The 25,940-nt window shown below is 47.4% G+C and carries 28 protein-coding genes; 23 read left to right on the top strand and 5 right to left on the bottom strand.

What is annotated here, in order from left to right; translation table 11 throughout:
* The first annotated feature begins 3 nt into the window (after window positions 1-3).
* From fusA to rpsJ, 3 genes are all read left to right on the top strand, one after another.
* The gene (gene fusA / locus D082_RS12030) at window positions 4-2,079 is read left to right on the top strand and encodes an elongation factor G (RefSeq protein ID WP_028947406.1); all 2,076 of its coding nucleotides are present in this window, start codon (window positions 4-6) and stop codon (window positions 2,077-2,079) included.
* Window positions 2,080-2,138: 59 nt separating this feature from the next.
* Window positions 2,139-3,338 carry an elongation factor Tu gene (gene tuf / locus D082_RS12025; protein WP_028947407.1) on the top strand — a complete coding sequence of 400 codons (1,200 nt, stop codon included), beginning with the start codon at window positions 2,139-2,141 and terminating at the stop codon, window positions 3,336-3,338.
* A gap of 143 nt (window positions 3,339-3,481) precedes the next feature.
* A complete protein-coding gene (gene rpsJ / locus D082_RS12020; protein ID WP_028947408.1) occupies window positions 3,482-3,799 on the top strand; it encodes a 30S ribosomal protein S10 in 318 nt (105 codons plus the stop codon).
* A gap of 153 nt (window positions 3,800-3,952) precedes the next feature.
* Here rpsJ and D082_RS12015 read toward each other — a convergent pair whose 3' ends face one another.
* The gene (locus D082_RS12015) at window positions 3,953-4,285 is read right to left on the bottom strand and encodes a hypothetical protein (RefSeq protein WP_028947409.1); all 333 of its coding nucleotides are present in this window, start codon (window positions 4,283-4,285) and stop codon (window positions 3,953-3,955) included.
* Between the two features lie 136 nt (window positions 4,286-4,421).
* Complete coding sequence (locus D082_RS12010) at window positions 4,422-5,111, bottom strand: HAD family hydrolase (protein ID WP_038530852.1); 690 nt, start codon at window positions 5,109-5,111, stop codon at window positions 4,422-4,424.
* Window positions 5,112-5,256: 145 nt separating this feature from the next.
* On the opposite strand from D082_RS12010, the gene D082_RS12005 reads away from it, so the two are divergent.
* Window positions 5,257-5,526: a YciI family protein gene (locus D082_RS12005; protein WP_028947411.1), complete on the top strand. Its 270-nt coding sequence runs from the start codon at window positions 5,257-5,259 to the stop codon at window positions 5,524-5,526.
* Window positions 5,527-5,585: 59 nt separating this feature from the next.
* Here the strand turns inward: D082_RS12005 and psbN are convergent, their stop codons facing one another.
* Window positions 5,586-5,717 (bottom strand): photosystem II reaction center protein PsbN, encoded by a 132-nt coding sequence (gene psbN, locus D082_RS17785; protein WP_010872260.1) that lies wholly within the window; start codon window positions 5,715-5,717, stop codon window positions 5,586-5,588.
* Window positions 5,718-5,802: 85 nt separating this feature from the next.
* Between psbN and psbH the strand changes: the two genes are divergently transcribed.
* From psbH to D082_RS11965, 8 genes are all read left to right on the top strand, one after another.
* Entirely contained in the window at window positions 5,803-5,997 is a 195-nt protein-coding gene (gene psbH / locus D082_RS12000; RefSeq protein ID WP_028947412.1) for a photosystem II reaction center phosphoprotein PsbH, read from the top strand.
* Between the two features lie 347 nt (window positions 5,998-6,344).
* Window positions 6,345-6,887 (top strand): cytochrome b6-f complex iron-sulfur subunit, encoded by a 543-nt coding sequence (gene petC, locus D082_RS11995; RefSeq protein ID WP_028947413.1) that lies wholly within the window; start codon window positions 6,345-6,347, stop codon window positions 6,885-6,887.
* A 117-nt stretch (window positions 6,888-7,004) separates the two neighbouring features.
* Complete coding sequence (gene petA / locus D082_RS11990; RefSeq protein WP_028947414.1) at window positions 7,005-7,991, top strand: cytochrome f; 987 nt, start codon at window positions 7,005-7,007, stop codon at window positions 7,989-7,991.
* Window positions 7,992-8,060: 69 nt separating this feature from the next.
* Window positions 8,061-8,582, top strand: a complete 522-nt coding sequence (locus tag D082_RS11985) for a DUF3110 domain-containing protein (RefSeq protein WP_081857654.1) — start codon at window positions 8,061-8,063, stop codon at window positions 8,580-8,582.
* 2 nt (window positions 8,583-8,584) lie between these two features.
* Complete coding sequence (gene murQ, locus D082_RS11980; RefSeq protein ID WP_081857653.1) at window positions 8,585-9,505, top strand: N-acetylmuramic acid 6-phosphate etherase; 921 nt, start codon at window positions 8,585-8,587, stop codon at window positions 9,503-9,505.
* Window positions 9,506-9,567: 62 nt separating this feature from the next.
* Window positions 9,568-11,079, top strand: coding sequence for a site-2 protease family protein (locus D082_RS11975; RefSeq protein ID WP_028947417.1), 1,512 nt, complete (start codon window positions 9,568-9,570; stop codon window positions 11,077-11,079).
* 30 nt (window positions 11,080-11,109) lie between these two features.
* Window positions 11,110-11,496: a hypothetical protein gene (locus tag D082_RS11970; protein ID WP_238546716.1), complete on the top strand. Its 387-nt coding sequence runs from the start codon at window positions 11,110-11,112 to the stop codon at window positions 11,494-11,496.
* A 5-nt stretch (window positions 11,497-11,501) separates the two neighbouring features.
* Window positions 11,502-11,993 carry a M67 family metallopeptidase gene (locus tag D082_RS11965; RefSeq protein ID WP_038530847.1) on the top strand — a complete coding sequence of 164 codons (492 nt, stop codon included), beginning with the start codon at window positions 11,502-11,504 and terminating at the stop codon, window positions 11,991-11,993.
* Here D082_RS11965 and D082_RS11960 read toward each other — a convergent pair.
* Entirely contained in the window at window positions 11,976-13,748 is a 1,773-nt protein-coding gene (locus D082_RS11960) for an N-acetylmuramoyl-L-alanine amidase (RefSeq protein WP_081857652.1), read from the bottom strand. The genes D082_RS11965 and D082_RS11960 overlap by 18 nt on opposite strands.
* 135 nt (window positions 13,749-13,883) lie before the next feature.
* On the opposite strand from D082_RS11960, the gene D082_RS11955 reads away from it, so the two are divergent.
* The 3 genes from D082_RS11955 to uvrC all read left to right on the top strand — a co-directional run bounded on the left by D082_RS11955 (window position 13,884) and on the right by uvrC (window position 16,337).
* Window positions 13,884-14,117, top strand: coding sequence for a CopG family transcriptional regulator (locus tag D082_RS11955; RefSeq protein WP_028947421.1), 234 nt, complete (start codon window positions 13,884-13,886; stop codon window positions 14,115-14,117).
* Window positions 14,104-14,367, top strand: coding sequence for a type II toxin-antitoxin system RelE/ParE family toxin (locus tag D082_RS11950; protein WP_028947422.1), 264 nt, complete (start codon window positions 14,104-14,106; stop codon window positions 14,365-14,367). Before D082_RS11955 ends, D082_RS11950 begins: the two co-directional genes overlap by 14 nt.
* 74 nt (window positions 14,368-14,441) lie before the next feature.
* Window positions 14,442-16,337 carry an excinuclease ABC subunit UvrC gene (gene uvrC / locus D082_RS11945; RefSeq protein WP_028947423.1) on the top strand — a complete coding sequence of 632 codons (1,896 nt, stop codon included), beginning with the start codon at window positions 14,442-14,444 and terminating at the stop codon, window positions 16,335-16,337.
* 116 nt (window positions 16,338-16,453) lie between these two features.
* Here uvrC and hypD read toward each other — a convergent pair whose 3' ends face one another.
* Window positions 16,454-17,578, bottom strand: coding sequence for a hydrogenase formation protein HypD (gene hypD, locus D082_RS11940; RefSeq protein ID WP_028947424.1), 1,125 nt, complete (start codon window positions 17,576-17,578; stop codon window positions 16,454-16,456).
* 256 nt (window positions 17,579-17,834) lie between these two features.
* Between hypD and D082_RS11935 the strand changes: the two genes are divergently transcribed.
* The 8 genes from D082_RS11935 (at window position 17,835) to D082_RS11895 (ending at window position 25,758) form a co-directional block, all read left to right on the top strand.
* Window positions 17,835-18,515 (top strand): hypothetical protein, encoded by a 681-nt coding sequence (locus tag D082_RS11935; protein ID WP_028947425.1) that lies wholly within the window; start codon window positions 17,835-17,837, stop codon window positions 18,513-18,515.
* Window positions 18,516-19,355: 840 nt separating this feature from the next.
* On the top strand, window positions 19,356-19,877 hold the full coding sequence (gene hoxE, locus D082_RS11925) for a bidirectional hydrogenase complex protein HoxE (RefSeq protein WP_028947427.1): 522 nt from the start codon (window positions 19,356-19,358) through the stop codon (window positions 19,875-19,877).
* 67 nt (window positions 19,878-19,944) lie between these two features.
* Window positions 19,945-21,546, top strand: a complete 1,602-nt coding sequence (locus D082_RS11920; protein WP_028947428.1) for a NuoF family protein — start codon at window positions 19,945-19,947, stop codon at window positions 21,544-21,546.
* 40 nt (window positions 21,547-21,586) lie between these two features.
* Complete coding sequence (locus D082_RS11915) at window positions 21,587-22,225, top strand: Uma2 family endonuclease (protein WP_028947429.1); 639 nt, start codon at window positions 21,587-21,589, stop codon at window positions 22,223-22,225.
* 26 nt (window positions 22,226-22,251) lie between these two features.
* Window positions 22,252-22,968 carry a bidirectional hydrogenase complex protein HoxU gene (gene hoxU / locus D082_RS11910; protein WP_028947430.1) on the top strand — a complete coding sequence of 239 codons (717 nt, stop codon included), beginning with the start codon at window positions 22,252-22,254 and terminating at the stop codon, window positions 22,966-22,968.
* 50 nt (window positions 22,969-23,018) lie between these two features.
* Window positions 23,019-23,567 carry an oxidoreductase gene (locus D082_RS11905; protein ID WP_028947431.1) on the top strand — a complete coding sequence of 183 codons (549 nt, stop codon included), beginning with the start codon at window positions 23,019-23,021 and terminating at the stop codon, window positions 23,565-23,567.
* A 264-nt stretch (window positions 23,568-23,831) separates the two neighbouring features.
* A complete protein-coding gene (locus D082_RS11900; RefSeq protein ID WP_028947432.1) occupies window positions 23,832-24,281 on the top strand; it encodes a type II toxin-antitoxin system VapC family toxin in 450 nt (149 codons plus the stop codon).
* Between the two features lie 52 nt (window positions 24,282-24,333).
* The gene (locus tag D082_RS11895; RefSeq protein WP_028947433.1) at window positions 24,334-25,758 is read left to right on the top strand and encodes a Ni/Fe hydrogenase subunit alpha; all 1,425 of its coding nucleotides are present in this window, start codon (window positions 24,334-24,336) and stop codon (window positions 25,756-25,758) included.
* Window positions 25,759-25,940 lie beyond the last annotated feature (182 nt).

Here is a 25,940-nt window from a genome sequence, read left to right as displayed (position 1 = left end):
TTCATGGCCCGTCCAGTGCCCCTAGAACGAATACGTAACATTGGTATCGCCGCTCACATTGATGCGGGGAAAACCACCACGACGGAACGGATTCTGTTTTACTCTGGCGTGGTGCACAAAATCGGCGAGGTTCACGAGGGTACGGCAGTTACCGACTGGATGGCCCAGGAAAGGGAAAGGGGCATTACCATCACAGCGGCGGCCATCAGCACCGATTGGTTGGGCCATCATATTAATATTATCGACACTCCCGGCCACGTAGATTTCACCATTGAAGTGGAACGCTCCATGCGGGTGCTCGACGGAGTAATTGCGGTTTTTTGTTCCGTGGGCGGTGTCCAGCCTCAATCAGAAACGGTATGGCGGCAGGCGGATCGCTACCATGTACCCCGCATTGCTTTCATCAACAAAATGGACCGCACCGGGGCCAACTTTTTTAAAGTCTGTCAACAGATCGGCGATCGCCTGCGGGCTAATCCAGTACCAATTCAGATTCCCATTGGCAGTGAAGCGGAATTTGTCGGCATTGTAGATTTGGTGCAGATGAAGGCCTATTTGTATAAAAATGACTTGGGCACAGATATCCAAGAAGTACCTATTCCCGATTCAGTGCAGGATAAAGCGGAAGAATATCGCCTGCGCTTAGTGGAATCGGTGGCGGAAATGGACGATGCCCTGATGGAAAAATATTTGGAAGGGGAAGAGTTAACTGCCGATGAATTGGTAGCCGGTCTGCGCCGGGGAACCGTCGCCGGAACTGTGGTGCCGGTACTCTGTGGCTCTGCTTTCAAAAATAAGGGCGTGCAATTGTTACTGGATGCGGTGGTAGATTACCTGCCCTCGCCCCTGGAAGTGCCGGCGATCGAAGGTCATTTACCGGATGGGGAAATAGCCGCAAGACCAGCGGATGATCAAGCCCCCCTCTCTGCATTGGCGTTTAAGGTTATGGCTGACCCCTTTGGCCGCCTCACCTTTGTGCGGGTTTACTCCGGCGTGCTGGAAAAAGGAAGCTATGCCCTCAATTCCACGAAAGGCAAAAAAGAACGTATTTCCCGCTTGATTGTGCTTAAAGCCGATGAGCGGATTGAAGTGGATCAACTTAACGCTGGGGATCTGGGAGCTGTGTTGGGGCTGAAAGATACCCTCACCGGGGATACCCTTTGCGATGACCAAGAGCCGATTATTCTAGAATCCCTGTTTATCCCCCAGCCGGTTATTTCCGTGGCGGTGGAACCAAAAACAAAACAGGATATGGATAAACTTGCTAAGGCCTTACAATCCTTATCTGAAGAAGATCCCACCTTTCGTGTCAGTGTTGATCCGGAAACTAACCAAACGGTAATCGCCGGTATGGGAGAATTACATCTAGAGATTCTCGTTGACCGGATGTTGCGGGAATTTAAAGTGGAAGCCAACGTCGGGGCCCCCCAGGTGGCCTATCGGGAAACCATTCGCAAAGCGGTGCAGGCAGAAGGTAAATTCATCCGCCAGAGTGGGGGCAAGGGTCAGTATGGCCACGTGGTCATTGAGGTGGAGCCCACGGAACCGGGGACGGGCTTTGAATTTGTCTCTAAAATCGTCGGGGGGATTATTCCCAAGGAATATATTGCTCCGTCGGAACAGGGGATGAAGGAAGCCTGTGCTTCGGGGGTGTTAGCGGGCTATCCCGTCATTGACCTCAAAGCCACCTTGGTGGATGGGTCTTTCCATGATGTGGACTCGTCGGAGATGGCCTTCAAGATTGCTGGTTCCATGGCAATCCGAGAGGCTGTTAGCCAAGCTGATCCCGTGCTCTTGGAGCCGGTCATGAAAGTCGAAATTGAAGTCCCTGATGACTTCATGGGCAACGTGATCGGTGACCTCAATGCCCGTCGGGGCCACATTGAGGGCCAGGAAACGGAGCAGGGCATAGCCAAAGTGGCCGCTAGTGTTCCATTGGCGGAAATGTTTGGTTATGCGACCGATATCCGGTCAAAAACCCAGGGCCGGGGTATTTTTTCGATGGAATTTAGCCATTATGCAGAAGTACCCCGTAATGTTGCTGAGGCGATCGTCGCCAAAAGCAGAGGCTATGCCTAAGCCAGTAGTTCTCCTAGAACTGCAATCTCTATAGAAACAATCAAAGGAATTTTTAATTCATGGCACGCGCAAAATTTGAACGGACGAAAGACCACGTAAACATTGGCACCATTGGTCACGTTGACCACGGTAAAACCACCCTAACGGCGGCGATCACCATGACCTTGGCGGAGTTGGGTGGTGCCAAAGCTCGGAAGTATGAAGATATTGATGCGGCTCCTGAGGAAAAAGCCCGGGGGATTACCATCAACACGGCCCACGTGGAGTATGAGACCGATAGCCGCCACTACGCACACGTGGATTGCCCTGGCCACGCTGACTATGTGAAAAACATGATCACCGGTGCCGCCCAGATGGACGGTGCAATTCTGGTGGTTTCCGCCGCTGACGGCCCCATGCCCCAAACCCGGGAGCACATCCTTCTGGCCAAACAGGTAGGGGTGCCCAAACTGGTGGTCTTTTTGAACAAAAAAGACATGGTGGACGACGAAGAATTACTCGAACTGGTGGAATTGGAAGTTCGGGAATTACTCAGTGACTACGATTTCCCCGGTGATGATATTCCCATTGTGGCTGGTTCTGCCCTCAAGGCGATCGAAGGGGAAAAAGAATACAAAGATGCTATTCTTGAACTAATGAAGGCCGTTGACGATTACATCGATACCCCCGAGCGGGAAGTGGACAAACCTTTCTTGATGGCCGTGGAAGACGTGTTCTCCATCACTGGTCGGGGTACCGTAGCCACCGGTCGGATTGAACGGGGTAAAGTCAAAGTCGGTGAAACTGTGGAAATCGTTGGTATTAAAGATACCCGCAACACCACTGTTACCGGTGTGGAAATGTTCCAAAAGACCCTAGACGAAGGTATGGCTGGGGACAACGTTGGTCTGCTCCTCCGGGGTATCCAAAAAGAAGACATTGAGCGGGGTATGGTTTTGGCCAAGCCCGGTTCCATCACTCCCCACACCGAATTTGAGGGGGAAGTATATGTGCTCAAAAAAGAAGAAGGTGGTCGTCACACTCCTTTCTTTGCTAACTACCGCCCTCAGTTCTATGTACGGACAACGGACGTAACCGGCACCATTAAGAGCTACACCGCCGATGATGGCAGTGCTGTGGAAATGGTTATGCCTGGCGATCGTATCAAAATGACCGTTGAGCTGATCAACCCGATCGCCATTGAGCAAGGGATGCGTTTTGCCATCCGAGAAGGTGGTCGTACCATCGGTGCTGGTGTTGTTTCTAAGATTTTGAAGTAGTCCCTAGAACAACATTGATGAGGTAGTGAGTGTTGGGTTGGTTACGGTAAGTTTTCCCCGGTGAACTGACCCCACTGACTACCTTGCTTTCTCAATCTGAACCTTGACAATTAAACAGTCTGCTAATTCTGAGTTAAATTTCCATGGCAACATTGCAACAACAAAAAATCCGTATCCGCTTGAAAGCTTTTGACCGTCGCCTGCTCGATACATCCTGCGACAAAATTGTGGAAACTGCTAATCGTACTAATGCCGCCGCTGTGGGACCGATTCCTTTGCCGACGAAACGGAAAATCTATTGTGTTTTGCGATCGCCCCACGTGGACAAGGATTCCCGGGAGCATTTTGAAACCCGCACCCACCGCCGCATCATCGATATTTATCAGCCTTCTTCCAAAACTATTGACGCTCTAATGAAGTTGGATCTCCCCGCCGGGGTCGACATTGAAGTCAAGTTGTAGGGTCAGATAGATTCGCCCATTGTTGTAAAAATCCCCGCTATGTTTTTAACGGGGATTTCTTATGTTTATTCGCCATTTGTTTATGGGCTTTGCCCCGTTCCTGACCCTACCATTAATTGAGTAATTGGGCTTGTGGACCATAAACAGTAGGAGCTAGAACTGTCCTATTCCAAGGCGCAGTTGGGATCTTTCCGTTAATTGCTGTTGTTCTAGTTCCATTAGTTGTTTATTAAATTGCTCCGAACGAATTTCATAGGGACTGTAATCCAGCTCTGCATCAATGTCGCCGTCGCCTCCCACGCCCCCCAACCAGAGAGCACTATCTCTGGGCAAAATACCGGCTAAATCTTCCGCATTGCCGTCCGATTGGGGTAAAGGAGTGAGATTTTCCTCAGTCATCATTTGGCCTTGAACCGGAACATTGACCACTACAGCGATCGCCATTAACCCTAAACCAGTGATAACTTTTTGTCCAATGCTAGTCATATTGCACTCCTAAACTTGCAGCTGAGCGTTGTTGGCGTTATAAATTGCTACTCCCCACCAGGGCTTTTGGTTAAGTCCCTAGAATTTAGTATGGACGGTTTGCGGAGTGGATTTCCACCAGTTGCCACAAAACTTATTAAATTTGATGGTTCTGACAAAACAAGTCTACTGCTTCGGCTAAATTACCAACAATAAAGTCCGGTTGATAACGTTCCAATTGCTCCCGATTGCGAATGCCAGACAAAACGGCGATCGCCGGCATTTTGCCCCGCTGGGCTGCCAAGATGTCTGCTTCCGTGTCCCCCACCATCCACACACTATCCGCTGGAGGTAATTCATCCAGGGCCCGCTCCATCAATAGGGGTTTGTCGTTGGTGTCACCGGTTTTAACATAGTCGTCAGCTAGATAATAACGGCGATCAACTGGGAAAAAATGATTGAGCTGATTGCGGTCTAGGGCTTCTTGCAATTCACTTTGCCTCCGCATGGTCATCAACACTAGATCGATACCCCGGTCTTTGATGCTCTGCAAAACTTTTACCACCCCGGGCAAGGGTAAATCGTAGGGCAAATAGGGCTGGCTGTGGACTGTCCGATTACGAATGGCGACAAATTTCTCGGCCTGCTCCATGGTTAAGCCGGAATCAAGACCAATTTGCAGTTTGGGGACTTTACTTCGTTTCCTTTGCCAAAATTCAGTTTTGCTGAGTACATTTAGGGCCTGTCCAGGTAATCCCACTTGCTCAAGACAATATTGATAAACCCGATAATACCGCTCAGAAACATCCATAATCGGGCCGTCACAATCGGTAATTAGTCTCAGCATCGGTAAAGGGAAAAAGAACAGTACAAATTTTAGCGGACTGGTAACGCATCTGACCCTGCAATGGGCTATACTTTGCCCGGGGTTATCCATTGCTGGAAAACTAATTGCGAAAATAGTAAAAGATAAAGAGGAGTGATCTAAACCAATGGCTAAATATGTTCTTTGGGGAACCTATTGCGACAACGTAGAGGAAAAAAGGGCGCCCCATCGCCAAGCCCACCTAGACGGACTCAAAGTCCAAAAGGAAAGTGGGGTACTGGTGACCATTGGTCCCACCAAGGATCTGCAAAATGTTTTTGCCATTTACGAAGCTCCAGACAAGGCCACAGTGGAACAGCTGGTTCAGGGAGACCCCTATTGGCAAAACGGCATTTGGACCAGGTATGAAGTTAAAGAGTGGATTCAAGCCTTTTAAGGGCAAACTAGTGTTTAGGTGATTGTTTAACCAATCAAGACGCTGACAGATTGGTCTGCTTAGTCTTCGTGATCGTCAAAGGGGTCACCCAACTCAGCGGAAGGGGGGCCAAAGGAGGTATATACAGCCAAACCAGTGATGGCGATGAGAATAACAGCAAAGGTAATGCTAAGAACTGTTGCGGATTCCATAGGGTAAGATTGATAGTTGTTTCTGTTGTCTTATATTATTACAGAACATTACGAAAACTCATTTAGTCATTTTTACGGGAAATCTATGGCACAGCGCACTCGGTTAGGAGATATCCTCAGACCCCTGAACTCTGAATATGGTAAGGTCGTGCCGGGCTGGGGCACCACTCCTGTAATGGGAGTATTCATGGCTCTTTTTCTGGTTTTCTTACTGATTATTTTACAAATTTATAATTCTTCTCTGATTCTCGAAGGCTTTACTGTGGATTGGGCTGGTTAATTCGCGGGTTGTTTATCTACCAATTTTTGGCCCTTCTGCTTTTGTTCAATTTGTTTGGGATCCCGCTCCGCCGGGATTTTTTTATTGTTTACCCCATCCACCGGACACCGGGACTAGAAATCCTCTGCTGATGCCTGAATCCCACTGGGCGATCGGGGGTAAATATAGCCCAAAGCCTTGTCTGGATAGGCTGGTGCGTTTTCTGTCATAATCGGACAGGACTTGTTACATTTTTTATTGCAAATCCCTGGGGAGGGATGGCTTGGCCAATCTGCTTCTCTGTGAAGATGTTGCCGGGGCTACTCCGGTGAATGTTAGTAAAAATCCTTAAATTTAGACGGTTCATTATGACACAGATTTCTGGCTCCCCTGATGTCCCCGATTTGGGCCGACGTCAGTTTATGAACTTATTGACCTTTGGTACGATTACTGGGGTGGCGGCCGGAGCCCTCTATCCAGCAGTAAAATATTTGATTCCCCCTTCCAGTGGTGGGGCCGGGGGTGGAGTAACGGCCAAAGATGCCCTTGGTAATGATGTTAAAGTTACGGAATTTTTAGCTTCCCACAACTCTGGCGATCGGGTGTTGGCCCAGGGTCTGAAAGGTGACCCCACCTACATCGTAGTACAGGGTGATGAAACGATTGCCAACTACGGTATCAATGCTGTGTGTACCCATTTGGGCTGTGTGGTGCCCTGGAATGCCAGCGAAAATAAGTTTATGTGTCCCTGCCACGGTTCCCAATATAACGCGGAAGGAAAAGTGGTCCGTGGCCCGGCGCCCCTATCTTTGGCTTTGGCCCATGCCACCGTTACCGACGACGATAAATTAGTGCTGAGTCCCTGGACCGAAACCGATTTCCGCACCAACGAAGATCCCTGGTGGGCTTAGGTTTAACTTTGCTAACTTTTGAGCAACGTTGAGTAACACTGTTGTCAACCCCCGCCATTGTCTGATACCGCTTCCTTTTCCCCTACTGTTTATCCAAACCTAATCCGTTCAATAACGATGAGAAACCCTGATACTTTGGGGCTGTGGACAAAAACCATGGTTGCCCTGCGCCGCTTTACGGTGTTGGCGATCGCCACAGTCAGCATCTTTTTAATCACCGACCTTGGTCTGCCCCAGTCCGCCTCTGCCTATCCCTTTTGGGCCCAGGAAACTGCCCCTTTGACTCCCCGGGAAGCCACCGGGCGCATTGTTTGCGCCAACTGCCACCTGGCCCAGAAACCGGCGGAAGTGGAAATTCCCCAAGCGGTTTTGCCCGACACAGTATTTGAAGCGGTGGTGAAAATTCCCTACGACCTGGATAGTCAACAGGTGCTGGGGGATGGTTCCAAAGGGGGCTTGAACGTCGGCGCAGTATTGATGTTACCCGAAGGTTTCAAAATTGCTCCCCCCGATCGCCTCTCCGATGAGTTGAAAGAAAAAGTAGGCGGCACCTACTTCCAGCCCTACCGGGAAGATATGGAAAATGTGGTTATCGTTGGCCCCTTGCCCGGTGAGCAGTATCAGGAAATCGTTTTCCCTGTCCTTTCCCCCGATCCTGCTAAGGATAAAAGTATTAACTACGGTAAGTTTGCTGTCCACCTGGGAGCTAACCGAGGCCGGGGACAAATTTACCCCACTGGTTTACTGAGCAATAACAACGCCTTTAAAGCGCCCCAGGCTGGAACCGTTGCGGAAGTTAACGCCCTGGAAGCCGGCGGTTATCAAGTGGTTCTGGCCACCGCCGATGGCAGTGAAACTGTAGATATTCCCGCTGGGCCAGAGTTGATTGTCAGTGCTGGTCAGACGGTGGAAGCTGGGGAATTTTTAACTAACAACCCCAACGTGGGTGGCTTTGGCCAAAAGGATACGGAAGTGGTGTTGCAAAACCCCACCCGGATTAAGTTCCTCGTTCTCTTCCTGGCGGGCATTATGCTTTCTCAAATTCTGCTGGTGTTGAAGAAAAAACAAATCGAAAAAGTTCAAGCCGCTGAACTTAATTTCTAAGCTAATTCTCCACTGAATTATGCCGACGTGGGGGCGGAGCTATGGTTCTCCCCTGGGGGTCATCGAAGAATGCTCAGTTTGAGTTATGTCGTCGGTGGCCCCATTGATTTTTCCAGAACCGCCCTAGCTCGATATGCTGGTAGAAATAGAAAACTTTTAGACTTTGCTGACTCTATGCGTGTTTACGTTCTTTTATTTAACGCAGGTACGGATAACGAAGGCATCCACACCGTACAAATGGGGGGACGCAATAAGATTTTGATGTTCGCTTCCGAGGACGATGCCACCCGCTATGCTCTACTGTTGGAGGCCCAGGATTTTCCCCCGCCTACCATTGAAGCAATGGATTCTAGGGACATTGAGGAATTTTGTCAGGAAGCTGGCTACGACTACGAGACGGTGGCAGAAGGGATGCTGGCCATTCCCCCGGAAAAAAATGTGGCGGAACCGGAATGGGACCCCGATGGCGTTTTGCAAGCGGCCCGGGAAGCCCAAGCTTCCGATGCTGGCCCCACTGAAGAAAAACCGGAAACGGAATTTTCCGATGCTGAACTAGAAAATATTCGCCGTCGTTTGGAAGGATTATTGTAGGCATGGCTAATTTGGAGAACGTAGAAGAACGGGGCCATTTATTAACGGAACAGGCCAATCCCCAAAGCCAAAATTTAGATCAGTTATCTAGCCTGGAGTTGGTGGATTTATTTAACCAGCAGGATCAACTCACCGTAACGGCGATCGCCAAGGCGCGGGAAGATTTAGCCCAGGCCATAGAAATTATTAGTCAGGCTTTGGGGAAAGGGGGTCGGCTTTTTTACATTGGCGCAGGTACCAGTGGCCGGTTGGGGGTATTGGATGCGGTGGAATGTCCCCCCACTTTTTGTACGCCGCCGGAGTTAGTACAGGGAATTTTAGCTGGGGGAGCCAGTGCTCTGCTCCGGAGTTCAGAAGGTTTGGAAGATATTGCCGAAGATGGAGCCCAGGCGATCGCCGACCATCGTATTACCCAACTGGACGTGGTGGTGGGCATTACGGCCGGGGGAACTACTCCCTATGTCCATGGGGCATTGGACGCTGCCCGGGCCCGGGGGGCTAAAACCATTTTTATTGCCTGTGTGCCGGAAAACCAAGCCCCTAGGCAGGCCGATGTGAATATTAGACTTTTAACTGGGCCAGAAATTTTGGCCGGTTCCACCCGTTTAAAGGCAGGCACAGTGACCAAAATGGCTTTAAACATTCTTTCCACTGGGGCCATGGTCAAGCTGGGCAAAGTTTACGGCAATCGCATGGTGGACGTGGCCGTAACCAATCGCAAACTAGAAGACCGAGCCATCAGAATTTTGCGGGATTTAACGGATTTAAGCCGAGAGGAAGCGGCTGAGTTACTCATCGCGAGCGGCCAACGGGTTAAGTTAGCTTTGTTAATGCACTGGTCTGGTTTAAGGGCAGAATCTGCCCAAGCCCAGCTTGATCGCCATGGGGGAAATTTACGCCGGGCCATGGATGCTGCTTCGTAAATATCCATCGTATTAATCAACCCTAGCCGAGAAATAGTTCTAATTTCCAAACTTGCTTACCTATGGCCACTACCTTAGACCAGTTTTTATTCCCCATTATCTTCGCCATTTTTGCCCTGGCGATCGGTGTTTTAGTCTGGGGCTACCGGCGGGCTAAACCCTTTGGCAAATTGGGAAAACTGGCTTGGCTCCAGTCTGTGGTGCTGATGGCCCCCTGGCTATTGTATTTTGTCCTTTTTAGTTTTGGTTTATCCATCAGTTTGCCCGCAGTGTTGGTTTTGCTTTTGGTGTCGGGGGGCATTTACATCTATCTGGGTCGGCAAATGCGGGAAGAAGGACAAGCGGAACTTTTGCGCCAAAAGGCAGCCCAACGTCTGCAAAATTTAGCTAATGAGGCGGATCAAACCACAGGGCTCGGTGACAGCACGGCCAACACAAACTTAGAAGAAACTTCCCCCATTCCCCCGGAGGATTTGGCCATTATTAAAGGCATTTTTAGCATTGATAGCTTTTTCACCACGGAAACCATTGCCTACCAAGAAGGGGCAATTTTTAAAGGTAATTTGCGGACGGAAGCGGAGGATGCTTTCGCTAAACTGTCCGGCAAACTGAAGCAATTAATGGGGGAAAAATATCGCCTTTTCCTAGTGGAAGGGAGCGAAGACCGCCCGGTGGTGGTGATTTTACCTAGCACTAATGACCCCCAGCCCAGCACCCTAGCCCAGAAAAATTTGGCAGTGGTGTTACTGGTGGCCACCATTGTGACTACGTTGGAAGCCAGTGCGGCCCTGTTGGGTTTTGACCTGGTGGACAATTGGCAACGGGTGGGGGAAACCGTACCTTTGGCGATCGCCGTGGGCATTATTTTGCTGGCCCATGAATTGGGTCACCTCTGGCAGGCAAAAAAATGGGGAGTGCGCCTGAGTTGGCCCTTCTTTCTGCCCAACTGGCAAATCGGTTCCTTTGGGGCCATCACCCGTTTTGAGTCCCTTTTACCCAGCCGCAATGCTCTCTTTGACGTGGCGATCGCCGGCCCGGCCATGGGGGGATTAGTTTCCCTACTATTTTTGATCGTGGGACTGAGTTTATCCGGGGGCAATAATTTATTTCAACTGCCGGTGCAATTTTTGCAAGGTTCGCTGTTGGTGGGCACGTTAGCCAAATTAATTTTGGGCAGTGCTCTGAAAAGTAGTGTTATTTCCATCCATCCCCTGACGGTATTAGGTTGGCTCGGTTTGGTGATTAATGCTTTAAATTTATTACCCGCTGGGCAACTCGATGGGGGCCGCATTGTCCAAGCCATCTACGGCCGTAAAGTAGCCCGCCGCACCACCATTGCCACCCTAGTTATTTTGGGTGCCGTTTCTCTGTTTAACCCCGCCAATCCCATTCCCCTCTATTGGGCGATCGTAGTTTTATTTTTACAACGGCAATTGGAACGCCCCAGCTTAAACGAGCTAACGGAACCGGACGATACCAGGGCAGGCCTGGGTTTACTAGCCCTACTGTTAATGTTGCTGACCCTGATTCCCTTTAGCCCCAACTGGGCTCTGAGGTTAGGCATTGGTGGTTAATGGACTCAAATAGTGAAAATTTCAACATCCATGCCCCATCGCTTAATGCCCGACCAGTGTTTGAGTAAGCCCGCCTATCGCCTTTACCAAGCGGGGGTCTATGGTCGTTGGACAGTGGTGGCATTGCTGTGGTTAACCCTTGTTCCCTGGTCTGTCTGGCAGTTTCGTCAAGATATTGCGCTGTTGCAGGATCATTTCACCTGGGTAGCCATCCGTTATGGCTTTGCCTTTCAGTTGATACCTGCTTTTACCCTCTTTGCCAGCATTGGTTTTACCGGGGCTGTGCTGATAAGACAAAGTTGCCATATTCTTTGGGGCTTATCCATTAAAGAAAGAAATAATCTCATCCGGGGTACCGCCAGAATTCGCAAAATTGGCCCCCGCCATCCCCTCTGGCGTTGGTTATTTAGATCTTAAATATTATGGCTACCCGAATCAGTCTAAGTCTAAGTCAGCAGAGTCAGATCTATCGCCATGCTGAACTGCTTTACCCAGAGGAATGCTGTGGTCTACTGTTGGGGCAATTAGTTACCGAGGAAAACGGCGACCTGTATTGGCAAGTAGAGGAAGTGCAACCGACGGAAAATTGCTGGGGCCAGGTGGAAGAGTTCGAGCAAGACTATAACCAAAACCAAGACAGTAATTTGGGCAAATTACATTACTTTGCCATTGATCCCAAAGTTTTGCTCACTGCTCAAAAAGATTGTCGCCAAAGGAGTTTGAGCATTATCGGCATTTTCCATTCCCATCCCCATGGCCAGCCCATACCATCGGAATTTGACCGGGCCATTGCCTGGCCGGAGTATGTTTACCTGATTGTCTCTGGGGAAAATGGAAAATTTAACACCAGTAGAAGTTGGTACTTAAGCGAAAGCAAAAATTTTGTTGAAGTAGACTCAACGCTGTTGCTGTAACCAGGTGGTAATGCCCGCCGCTAATGTCTGCACCAATTGCTCTTGAGCTTGGGCATTGGTAATCCACTCAAATTCTTGGGGGCTGATCATAAATCCCAATTCCAGTAGCACCGCCGGGGAGATGGTGGGACGGGTTAAGGCCAAATTATTCCAATAAACCCCATGGGAATTCCTACCTAAATTTTCCACCAAATATCCTTGCAAAAAATTGGCTAAATCCGCCGCTTGGGCATTGTACCAAAACGTACTAATACCGTCGGTTTCGTTCGGATTACCGCTGTCGGGCAGGGCATTGTAATGGATGGAGAGGGCGATCGCCGGTTGCACTTGAGAAATTTGGGTTTGGCGGTCAACCAAGGAAACAAATTCGTCCCCGGTGCGGGTCAGATGAATATTAGCCCCCTGGGCTCGCAGGCGATCGGCCAACCGTTGGGAAATCAGTAAGTTAATGTCTTTTTCTGCATAGCCAGTGGGCCCCACTGCTCCCGATTCACTACCCCCATGGCCCGGATCCAGCAGAATTTTTACTCCCTGTAGGTTACCCGGTTGGGAAGAAATACGGGGAGGATGACGCAAAGACAAAATTAAGGTAGTGCCTTCATAACGTAAATCATAGCCCCACTGTTGATCGGTTTTGAATGTGAAGTAATAATCAATCCGATCTGGGCTAATTTGTTGCCAGGTTAAATTGCGAATAATGGGGTCATTATCCAGGCGAATAGTATCAGTTTGGGCAGTGGTATTGTAAAGACTTAAAGTAAATCCTGTTTCAGTTTGATGTATTGTCACTGGCACCGGCAATTGCAGGGGAAAACGTATTTCTGTATGGTCGCCAAAAGCCTGATAACTTACACTGCGGATTAGGGAACGAGGCGGAGCTTGACTAGGCAAAGTACGGGTCTCGTCCGCTTTGATCCAGCCACCATAGTCCAACCGCAACCAGTCTCCATCCTGGCCAGTGACGCTAGCCTGACTACCCTGGGGCAAAGGGGTTAACCGGGAATAATCGGTGCCGGGGCCTGTGCGAGCCACTCCAGCCTGACTAGTCACCGCAACCACCTGGGGGCGATCGCCATTGAGTAATGTAACGCTACCGGGGCCGGGGGTGGAAAAACTTTGTCCCCGCCATTGCAGATTAAATTGCGGCGTTCCCAACACAGTCGGCAATTGCCCTGAGGTAAATGTTTGACAGCCCTTGTACTGATCTGCTGCTGTGACTTTAGGCTGATTTTCTCCGTGCAAAATAGTGTTGTTTGCCGGTAACTGGACTACATTGCCCTGGGGGGTGAGGGGAATGGTCTGTCCCGCCAATGTCACCGTAGCTACCGCATCCGTCGGGGCGATCGCCGTAAAGCAGATCGACTCATGGGCAGGACGACTGATGGGTACAGCGGGGGTGAGGGAACCGGGGGCAAAACCGCCCTGGGCTGGTAACGTGGGGCCAGTGGCAATGCGAGTAATGGTACGCTCAATCCGTTGGGAACCCGCTTGAAAAACAAATTCATTTTTCCCCATTGTGAGGGGAATTACAGGGGCGAAATTGCCTTGGGCACTGCGTTCAATGGGCTGACCATTCAAGGTAACCGTCACACTGGGAGCGGCGGAACCAATGAAGAAAATCGTCGGGCTACTGGTCTGGTGATTTTGGGGAGGATAGGCCAAAAATAAGGGCTGGGTTTGGGCTATCAACGGCGTGGCAGTAACGATCACCACACTAACACCAACCATTGCTCCCAACCAAGATTCCATTGCCATGCTCAACAATCTCCTCGATGCGATAACTTTCCAGAGCCCAGTTCATTCGTTGATAAATATACCACCAGGGCGTCGTAACGCTGTGACGTTTTAACGCTACAATGTCAATTGGTTGCTGAACTTTGACATCGTACTATGGGAATTTTATCAAAAAGATCGACTGTTTATTTTGATCCATCCATTCATCAGGCTTTGAAGATTAAAGCGGCTTCTTCCCATGTTTCCATATCAGAAATAATCGATGAAGCAGTGCGATTACTAATGTCTGAAGACCAGGAAGATTTGGCAGCTTTAGCTGAACGAAAGAATGAGCAAGAATTGAGCTATGAAGATTTAATTAATGATCTAAAAGTTCATGGCAAAATATAAAATTACTTTTAAGCAGTCAGTTAGCAAAGATCTTAGGGGGATTCCTAACAACGATGTTAAGAAAATACTGACAAGAATTGATATTTTAGCGACTGATCCCAGGGGAGACGGCTGTGTCAAACTAGCAGGAGAAGATAAATACAGAGTGCGACAGGGAGTGTACCGAATTATTTATGAAATTAGGGATGCAGAACTTGTTATTGCGGTGGTTAAAATAGGGCATCGTTCCAATGTCTACAAGGATAATTGATAAACTATCGCTCAATCCATCTATCTGGATTAGAAATGATATTCAGCCTTTAAAATTTCCCATATAACTAATCAATGGTTGCTACTGTTACCCTTCTTCCTCTCATACAACAGCCCGATTTATTAGAACAACGTCTCAAGGAAATTCCCCAGGATCCAGGGGTTTACCTCATGGGCGATCGCCAGGGAACAATTCTCTACATTGGTAAAGCAAAAAAATTGAGAACCAGGGTTAGATCCTATTTTCGGGATTCCCAACCCCATACAGCCCGCATTGCTTTGATGGTGCAACAAATAGCAGAAATTGAGTTCATTGTTACCGACACGGAAACGGAAGCTTTAGCCCTAGAAGCCAATTTAATTAAACAGCATCAACCCCACTTTAATGTTCTACTCAAAGACGACAAGAAATATCCTTATGTTTGCATTACTTGGTCAGAGACTTACCCTCGTATTTTTATTACGAGAAAACGCCGTTTAAACCAGGCAAAGGATCGTTACTACGGTCCCTATGTAGATAGTTTTAGTTTACGGCAAACATTACGGTTAATACAGCGGATTTTTCCCCTGCGGCAACGTCGTCAGCCCTTATTTAAGCATCGCCCTTGTTTAAATTACGATATTGGCCGTTGTCCCGGGGTTTGTCAAGCGTTAATTACCCCGGAAGATTACCGTCAAACTTTGCAAAAAGTGGCTATGGTTTTCCAGGGGCGCACCCAGGAGTTACATCAATTATTGACAGAGCAGATGGAACAAGCGGCGGCGGACTTAAAATTTGAACAAGCAGCCCTGATTCGAGATCAAATTAATTCCCTCGGGAAACTTAACGCTGATCAAAAAGTTTCTTTGCCCCAGGATACAATTTCCAGAGATGCGATCGCCGTGGCCAGTGACGGGCAAATTAGTGCCATTCAATTGTTTCAAATTCGAGCGGGAAAATTGGTGGGGCGACTGGGATTCTTCGCTGATGGAGTGGAATCAGTGGAAGAAAAGGGGGAAGTGTTACAGAGGGTTTTAGAACAGCATTATCAACAGGTGGAAGCGGTGGAAATTCCCAGTGAAATTATTCTGCCCTGTGTTTTGCCCGATGGGGAATTGCTCAACGATTGGTTAACTAGCCAACGGGGAAGAAAGGTAACTTTTAACCTGCCCCAAAGACAAACCAAAGCCGAACTGCTAGAAATGGTGGAGCGCAATGCCCAGTATGAGTTGGAAAGGTTACAAAAGCAGACTGCTAAGAACGTTACAGCCTTGGAAGATTTAGCGGAAATTCTTGATTTAGAAACTTTGCCAAAACGCATTGAAGGCTACGATATTTCCCATATTCAAGGTTCTAATGCTGTGGCTTCGCAAGTTGTGTTTATTGATGGTGTGCCAGCCCAACAATATTATCGCCATTACAAAATTAAAAATCCGTCCATTAAGGTTGGTCATTCCGATGATTTTGCCAGTTTAGCGGAAGTCATTGGTCGTCGTTTTCAGCCTTCTGCAAGAGGCAAAAATAATCAACAGGATTGGCCTGATTTAATTATGATTGATGGCGGCAAAGGACAACTATCAGCAGTAGTTAAAGTGCTGACAGAAATGGACTTGCTGGATAAACTCACAGTGGTTAGTTTAGCGAAACAAAGGGAAGAAATTTTTCTACCAGGGGAATCTCAACCTTTGCCCACCTACCCAGAACAGCCTGGGGTACAGTTGTTACGGCGTTTGCGGGATGAAGCCCATCGATTTGCCGTTGGTTTTCACCGTCAACAAAGAATGAGTAAAAGTCGGCGATCACGCTTGGATGAAATTCCTGGTTTAGGTTTTAACCGCCAAAAACAATTGTTAGCCCATTTCCATTCTTTGGACTATATTCGGGAGGCGAATATTAAACAATTACAGGAAGTACCGGGCATTGGCCCCCAGTTAGCCCAGGCAATTTACGATTATTTTCATCCTGACAATAGTTCGACTATTGTTGGCTAGTTTAGCCCTTAATTGTAAATAAAATATTAAGCAATTTCAATAAAATATTTTTATCTTTTGGGGTATTTTTAATCTATTGATGGGCCGTGGCAAAAAACAAAACGAGTGACAAAAGCTTAAACTATACTGATTTCCCTCTGCTCCGGTAATTTTTGCCGGTAGCGATGGTAGGCCGCACAGGCCCCTTCTGAGGAGACCATGGGCGCCCCCAAGGGCCGTTCCGGAGTGCAGGTGGTGCCAAAGGCTGGACAATCAGAGGGTTTCCGTTGACCCTGTAAAATTTCCCCGCTTATGCATACCGTTTCCTGTGTCCCAGGGGCCATGGTTTTCAGCAGGGGCGCAAATTTAACCGCGCTATCCCAGGGGGTGAATTCCCATTTAAGACCCAGACCACTAGCTGGAATTAAGCCTAATCCCCGCCAATGGCGATCGACTGGCTCAAACACTTGCTCGATAATTTTCTGAGCGTGGGGATTACCCTGGGCTTGAACCGATCGCCGATATTGATTTTCACAGCTAAACTGCCCCGACTCCAGTTGGTGGACACAGGCCAAAATGCCTTGCATAATGTCCACCGGCTCAAAGCCAGTAATCACAATAGGTATTTGGTACCGTTGGGCAATAAACTGATAAATCTCTGTCCCCATCACCGTGCAGACATGGCCCGCCGCTAAAAAGCCCTGGACTAGGGAATTAGAATTGGCCAACAGAGCCTCCATGGCGGGGGGAACTAACACGTGGGCGGCAAGTACACTGAAATTGCTAATCCGTTGGGCCCTAGCTTGGTAAAGAGTGAGAGCAGTGGCGGGGGCCGTAGTTTCAAAGCCCACAGCAAAAAATACCACCTCTCGGTTAGGGTTATCCTTGGCGATCGCCAGACAATCCAAAGGGGAATAAACGATGCGGACATCTCCCCCCCGGGCCTTGACGGTCAATAAGTCCTCCCCACTGCCGGGTACCCGCAACATATCCCCAAAGGAACAAAAAATAATTTCGGGTTGCCGAGCCAACCACAAAGCCTGGTCAATCAACTCCATAGGGGTGACACACACGGGACAACCGGGACCGTGGATCAGGGTTAATTTCCTGGGTAACAGCGTATCCAAGCCGTATTTGACAATGCTATGGGTCTGGCCGCCACAAATCTCCATCAGCGTCCAAGGTTGGGTTATCTCCCCGGCGATCGCCTGACGATAATGGGCCACCGCCGGAGCATTGCGATATTCGTCAACGTATTTCATAGCTATAGCTGGGGGAACTGACTCTAAGGTTAGCGAAAATTCCCCGCCATAGTTCCAGCTCATTCAACCTTATTATCCATTGCCCCAAGAGGAAGACTCCATTGCTAAAGTAGAAGGAGGGGAAAGTAAACTTTCAACAGCTCCCTAGCTAATTCTTTAATAAATTTTTACGACGGGAAAGATAGCACTCCAAAGTTTCCCTTTACCCTGCCCATAATCCTGCCCATTTATTAGCTAGTATAGTCAAATAATTAAAATGAATTTAGATCTTTCAAAACTAGGTAACATCAAAGTTGAATCTTTGGTACAGCAGGGGCTGGATACCATTCTTAATCGCCAGTCTAAAAGCGAAGCAAAATCAACGGAAGAAGTTAGTCTGATTAAAAAATCCCTGGATCTAAAAGGAGAATTATATCGACTGCCTCCCAGCCATAAATTTACCATTGCTGCTTACCAGGTGCGCCACCAAAATTCCGTTGGTTCGATTTTAATCACCCTAGACAATCTGCGGGAATTTAATAAAATGTTAGACCAAGAAATTCTGCAGGAAGCTAGCAAAGGTCACCTCCGCAAAGCAGATCGATACATTCGTCAAAAGCGCAATGTTGACACAGCTAAATACACCCATCGTATTAAAAGTTACAGAGTCAACCAAGCCAAAGCAAAAATTCTTACCTGGATCATCGACTGGGATTTCCACAAACAAACCTACGAAGAGAGCTCCTATGGCAGTGGCACCGCCAGATCGTTAATGCAGGAACTAGCCACCAGTTTCCTCGACCATCCCGCGGCCAAAAATAGTAGACGAGATTATTTAGATGCCATCATGGATCTCAATTGGGTCACAGAAATCCTGCAAGCGGCAAAGCCCTTTTATAATCATAGCCAGATTACCCATAAAATCATCTACCATCATCTTGCCCAGGGGCAGAACTGATGCCGTTCCATAGCGAGTTTTAGATCTGAACCAGGCTTAACTGACTGCGTTAGGAAAATGGCTTAATTTTATGTACTAATTATCTAATCAATATTACTTGAAGAAATACTATTCAGCGAAATTATCCCAACACCAAACAACACCCAGAACCTAGTAACCAGTCCAATGACCCCCCTTTCCTCGAGCATGGTTGGAGCTGCGAATTCTTAACACAAAGATCAAGAATGCCTATCTCCCATGGCTATCAATCGGGGCCGTGGCTGTTTTCGGCTTGGGTGTTGTCCGCTATCTGAGCGACGAACTGAGAAACAAACGAGACAGATTTATAAAGAAACAGCTCGGTCTTACCTCTCTTGTTAAACTAGGTTTATTGGACGGAAGTGGCTGTTTTTATCTGCCAGTGAAGCCCTTCGGCTCCATGTATTCAATCTACAAAATCTACTCAGAAATGGCAAGTAACATTTAAGTTTATTCACCTAATTAGAGTAGTTGCTATTATTTTTATTGCGAAATATTAACAAAGATCGGAAAAGATATAGATGGTTTATTTGCGCTATATTTTGTTGCCTAAAACAACTTTGTTGTTGTCTAAATTTGTCTATGTTTAAGCATTAATGTTGAAAAAAATTAAAAATTTGTCCGCTTTTTAAAAAGTTGATGTAACAATGAAGGCAACTGGATAAAAATTCAGTTTGCCATTGCGGGAAAGATAGGGAAGATTGTGAATTTTTTCCTTGGCCGGAGGCCACAGCAAGGGTAATTTGGGCGATTTAATTTACTAGCGGGGATTTTGCCAATCATCTTCTATCTGTCCTGTTGATCATTTTTGAGGCTTTTTCCATGACCGTTGCCACTGATCGCCAAACCACTCCCCCATCCGCCGATCATCCCAGTGGAGATAAGCGTTTTAAGGTGTTGGATGCCACCATGAAGCGGAACCAATTTAGTCAGGATGCCTTGATTGAAATTCTCCATAAAGCCCAGGAAATTTTTGGTTACCTGGAGGAAGATGTTCTCCTCTACGTGGCCCGGGGGTTGAAACTTCCCCTGAGCCGGGTGTTTGGGGTGGCGACTTTTTACCATCTTTTTTCCCTTAAACCCAGTGGGAAACACACCTGTGTGGTTTGTCTAGGCACTGCTTGTTATGTCAAAGGGGCGGGGGATTTGTTGAAAATGCTGGATCAGGAAGTTCATCTGAAACCAGGAGAAACGACAGAAGATGGGCAAATGTCTTTGGTGACGGCCCGTTGCATTGGGGCCTGTGGCATTGCCCCCGCGGTGGTCTATGACGGCAAAGTTTTGGGTAAGCAAACGGAAGATTCGGTGTTAATGGCGGTACAACCTTGGCTGGGCAATAGTTGACAAGTATTACTGATAGGCAATTGCCTGATTTTTGTTATTTGATTTATTGTTATTGAGTTGAAACCCCATGGACATTAAAGAATTAAGGGAAATTGCCTCCACCACACGGCAAAAACAAACTAAAACTCGTATTCGTTGTTGCAGTGCCGCTGGTTGTCTTTCTTCTGAGGGGGAAGCGGTCAAAAAAAATCTGGAAACGGCGATCGCCGAGGCGGGATTGGGGGAAAAAGTCGAAGTCTGTGGGGTGGGTTGTATGAAGTTTTGTGGCCGGGGTCCCCTGGTGGCGGTGGATGACCATGACCAACTGTATGAATTTGTCACGCCGGATCAGGTGGGGGACATTGTCAAAAAATTGCAGGAATCCGATGCAGTTGCCGAAACAGGCTTAATCAGTGGTGATCCCCACCATCCTTTCTACGCTCTCCAAAGGAATATTGCCCTGGAAAATTCCGGGAACATTGATCCTGAATCCATCGATGAATACATTGCCCTAGGAGGATACGAACAAATGTATAAGGTCATCCACGAAATGACCCCAGGGGAGGTAATTACGGAAATAGATAAAAGCGGTCTGCGGGGACGGGGTGGAGGAGGTTATCCCACGGGTTTGAAATGGGCCACTGTGGCGAAAATGCCCGGTCAGCAAAAATATGTCATCTGCAATGCCGATGAAGGAGATCCCGGCGCTTTCATGGACCGCAGTGTGTTGGAAAGTGATCCCCATCGCATCCTTGAAGGCATGGCGATCGCCGGCTATGCTGTGGGGGCCAACCATGGTTATATCTACGTCCGAGCGGAATATCCCTTAGCCATCAAACGATTGCAAAAAGCCATACAACAGGCTAGGCGCTATGGCCTGATGGGCACGCAAATTTTTGACTCCCCCATCGATTTTAAGGTGGACATTCGGGTGGGGGCCGGTGCCTTTGTCTGCGGGGAAGAAACCGCTCTCATTGCTTCCGTGGAAGGGAAACGGGGCAACCCCCGGCCGCGGCCTCCCTATCCGGCCCAATCCGGTTTATGGGCAAGTCCCACCTTGATTAATAACGTGGAAACTTACGCCAACGTTGTGCCAATTATTCGGGAAGGGGGAGATTGGTATGCCAGCATTGGCACCGAAAAAAGTAAGGGGACCAAGGTTTTTGCCCTGACGGGAAAAGTGGAAAATGCTGGACTGATCGAAGTGCCCATGGGGACAACGGTGCGGCAGGTGGTGGAAGAAATGGGGGGCGGGGTGCCCGATGGCGGCAAAGTAAAAGCAGTGCAAACCGGTGGGCCCTCCGGGGGCTGTATTCCCGGCGATAAATTAGATACCCCCATCGAATACGACACCCTACTGGCCCTAGGCACCATGATGGGTTCCGGGGGCATGATTGTCATGGACGAAAGCACCAATATGGTGGACGTAGCCCAGTTTTATATGGACTTTTGCAAATCGGAGTCCTGTGGCAAATGTATTCCCTGTCGAGCAGGTACGGTGCAGCTTTATGACCTTTTAACCCGTTTTCTGGAAGGAGAAGCGACCCAGACGGATTTAGCTAAATTGGAAAATCTTTGTTACATGGTCAAAGAGACTAGCCTGTGTGGGTTAGGGATGAGTGCCCCTAATCCTGTCATTAGTACCCTGCGTTATTTTCGCCATGAATATGAAGCTTTGCTTAAAGTCTAGTTAGGTAATTTGCAGACCAAATTGACTCTCCTGAAAAGTTATGACTGTTTTAACCATCCCCATCAAAAGTGATACTTGGACTAAGGCTACCTGGGAAGAATTTATTCAAGCCACGGACGATTCTAATTACCAAAAAGGAAAATTTTACTACTATCAAAATCAATTGAGAATAGAAATGTCTCCTATTAGTAGCGATCATGCTGGAGACTATGGCCTTGTGAATAATGCTCTCGGTCTCTATGTCGCCTTAAAAAACATTTCGGTAACGATTAGAGATACCTGTAGTTACCGTAAACCTAGTCAATGGGAAGTACAACCTGATATTTCCTGCCATGTGGGGGACAATGCTATGGCTATTCCCTATGGAACAGGTATCGTCAACTTAAATGACTATCCTCCCCCTGATTTAGTGATCGAAATTGCTAATACTTCCTTAGCTGATGATCAAGGACAAAAACGGCTACTTTATGAAGAATTAGGCGTTAAGGAATATTGGATTGTGGATGTGAAGACCACTAAAATCCTGGGATTTAAAATGGAAAATCAAGGGAGCTACCAAATTCGAGAATCCCTGGTTTTGCCGGGATTAAAACTAACTATTTTGGAAGAAGCCTTGCTCAAGACACGCCAAACCAACCATGGGGAAGTAATGCGCTGGCTACTGGAACAATTTAGTTAATTTATTTTTCAGAGGAGTTTTGTCCAATGTCTGTTGTTACCTTAACCATTGATAACAAGGCGATCGCCATTGAAGAAGGGGCTACGGTGCTCCAGGCTGCCAAGGAAGCTGAGGTTCCCATTCCCACCCTTTGCCATTTAGAGGGGGTTTCCGAAGCGGCGGCCTGTCGTTTGTGCATGGTGGAGGTAGAAGGCACGAATAAACTGATGCCTGCCTGTGTTACCGCTGTGAGTGAAGAAATGGTGGTTCGCACCAACACAGAAAAGTTGCAAGATTACCGGCGTATGACAGTGGAATTACTCTTTTCCGAAGGTAACCATGTCTGTGCCATTTGTGTGGCTAACGGCAACTGTGAATTGCAAGATATGGCCATCACTGTGGGCATGGACCACAGCCGATTTAAATATCAATTTCCCAAGCGGGAAGTGGATTTATCCCATCCCTTATTTGGTATTGACCATAACCGTTGTATTCTCTGTACCCGTTGTGTGCGGGTCTGTGATGAAATCGAGGGGGCCCACGTTTGGGATGTGGCTTACCGGGGCGCAGAATGCAAAATTATTTCCGGTTTAAACCAGCCTTGGGGCACTGTTGATGCCTGTACTTCCTGTGGCAAATGCGTGGATGCCTGTCCCACCGGTTCTATCTTCCATAAAGGTGAAACCACCGCTGAAAAAATTGGCGATCGCCGTAAAGTGGAATTTTTAGCCACCGCCCGCAAAGAAAAGGAATGGATTCGTTAATTTTCAACAACTTGATTTTGCTATAGGCAACATTAATAAACCCTAAAAATATGTCTAAAATTCGTTTTGCTACCGTTTGGCTTGCCGGCTGTTCCGGTTGTCATATGTCCTTCCTTGATATGGACGAATGGTTAATCGATTTAGCTCAAAAGGTAGATGTGGTTTTTAGTCCCGTTGGTTCCGACCTCAAAGAATATCCCGACAATGTTGATATTTGCTTAGTGGAAGGGGCGATCGCCAATGAGGAAAATTTAGAGCTGGCCCTAGAGTTAAGGAAAAAAACTAAAGTAGTTATTTCCTTTGGGGATTGTGCGGTAACTGCCAATGTCCCGGGTATGCGTAATATGCTCAAAGGTAGCGATCCCGTTTTACGACGAGCCTATATTGAACTAGGAGATGGCACGCCTCAACTGCCTAATGAACCTGGTATTGTACCGCCCCTATTAGACAAAGTTCTTCCCCTACATGAAGTTATTCCTGTGGATATTTTTATGCCTGGTTGTCCCCCCGATGCCCACCGCATTCGAGCAACGTTAGAACCATTATTAAATGGGGAACATCCCCTGATGGAAGGGCGGGCCATGATTAAGTTTGGTTAAAATTAAGTTTTCCCGACGGTTTGTAGAATTGCTATTCAGGAGATCTAACGGTGAATATTCAATTAGTAGAATCCTTGCTCCAGATAATTCAGAGTCTCTCCCCAGAGGAGAGGTTATGGAAAAAATTGAAGTCAATCGTCAGTAAATTTATGCCTCTCGTCAGGGAAAACCTTTTGATATTCCCATAAATGAAATCATTGAAGAGATGCGGAAGGAAAGAACCCAAGATGTTCTGCAAACCTGTTTTGGAGAATAATTCCTGATATGATCAATCAAAGTTACTCAATGACTTGTATTGATTCAAACTTCATCCTCCGACTTCTTGTTGGATACTATGAGGAAACTATCTACCTTGAGATGTGGAATGAATGGTGTAATGCAAATATTAAGATTATTGCTACTGATCTAATCAACTACGAAGTAACTAATGTTTTATGGCATTTAAACAGGACTAAACAGATTACCTACAGTCAAGCTCAAATTGCTCTTACAGAAACTTTTAATCTTGGCATTGAACTTTATCCAAACTCAGAACTACATCAAGATGCTTTGGCGATCGCCGAAAAATTCCAATTACCTACCACCTATGATGCCCATTATTTAGCTTTATCAGAAAGATTAGATATAGACTTCCATACCTGCGATAAAAAATTTTTTAATTTCGTACAACAAAATTTCCCTGGAATAAAATTAGTTGTCACCAATAGCAGTTGATTTTATTCAATTATTTTGTCAGAAAAATTATTACATTATTTGGCTTGCTATCATGTCTAAAACCATTGTTATTGATCCCGTCACCCGCATTGAAGGCCACGCCAAAATTTCTATTTTTCTCAACGATCAGGGAAATGTGGACGACGTCCGCTTCCATGTGGTGGAGTATCGGGGTTTTGAAAAATTCTGTGAAGGCCGCCCCATGTGGGAAATGGCCGGTATTACCGCCCGTATTTGTGGCATTTGTCCCGTCAGTCATCTTCTCTGTGCTGCTAAAACCGGAGATAAATTGTTAGCAGTGCAAATCCCTCCGGCCGGCGAAAAACTACGGCGCTTGATGAATTTAGGACAAATCACCCAATCCCATGCCCTGAGTTTTTTCCATCTCAGTAGTCCTGACTTTTTGTTGGGTTGGGATAGTGACCCCGCCACCCGCAATGTTTTTGGACTAATCGCCTCCGACCCTGATTTAGCTAGGGCTGGTATCCGTTTACGGCAATTTGGCCAAACGGTAATTGAACTTTTAGGCGCTAAGAAAATTCACTCTGCTTGGTCAGTGCCGGGGGGAGTCCGATCGCCGTTGTCAGAAGAGGGAAGACAGTGGATTGTGGATCGTTTACCAGAGGCAAAACAAACCATTTATCTAGCTTTAAATTTGTTTAAAGATCTGTTGGATCGTTTTGAAACAGAAGTGGCAGAATTTGGTAAATTTCCTTCTCTATTTATGGGCTTAGTGGGCAAAAACAATGAATGGGAACATTATGGTGGCCATTTGCGGTTTACGGACAGTGAAGGCAATATTGTGGCCGATAATCTCAGTGAAGATAATTACGCTGATTTTATTGGGGAATCGGTGGAAAAATGGTCCTATTTAAAATTTCCCTACTACAAACCCCTGGGCTATCCCGATGGCATTTATCGGGTGGGGCCCTTAGCTCGTCTCAATGTTTGCCATTACATTGGCACCGCCGAAGCAGATCGAGAATTGGACGAGTATCGACAACGGGCTGGCGGTGTGGCTACATCTTCCTTCTTCTACCATTACGCCCGCTTAGTGGAAATTTTGGCCTGCTTAGAAGCCATTGAATTATTGATGGATGATGGGGATATTCTCTCGAAAAATTGCCGGGCCAGGGCGGAAATCAATTGTACTGAAGCGGTGGGGGTGAGTGAAGCACCCCGGGGCACCTTATTCCACCATTACAAAGTAGATAAAGATGGCTTAATTGAAAAAGTTAACCTGATCATTGCCACTGGCAACAATAACCTAGCCATGAATAAAACCGTGGCCCAGATTGCTAAATATTACATCCGTAATAACAATGTGCAGGAAGGCTTTTTAAACCGGGTAGAAGCGGGCATTCGTTGTTACGATCCCTGTCTCAGTTGCTCCACCCATGCGGCGGGACAAATGCCATTGCTGATCGATTTAGTGAATACCCAGGGGGAAGTAATTAAGTCCATCCAGCGGGATTAAACAACAATAGTCAGATGGACAAAAAAATACCCCGGCATAACCGAGGGCATATCTAGGAGAACTCAATGTCAATGGAAGGTACCGAAACCCCTAAAACTTGCGCCCTTAATAGTTCTTGCAAAGGAAGTCTGTTGGGTTTCTATAACCTTATCCACTTCATAGTAAACATAATGTTAATTTTT

The organism is Synechocystis sp. PCC 6714 (genome assembly GCF_000478825.2).
GTDB lineage: Bacteria > Cyanobacteriota > Cyanobacteriia > Cyanobacteriales > Microcystaceae > Synechocystis.
The sequence above is the reverse complement of the archived record's forward strand: the minus strand, read 5'-3'. Positions and strand labels throughout refer to the sequence as shown.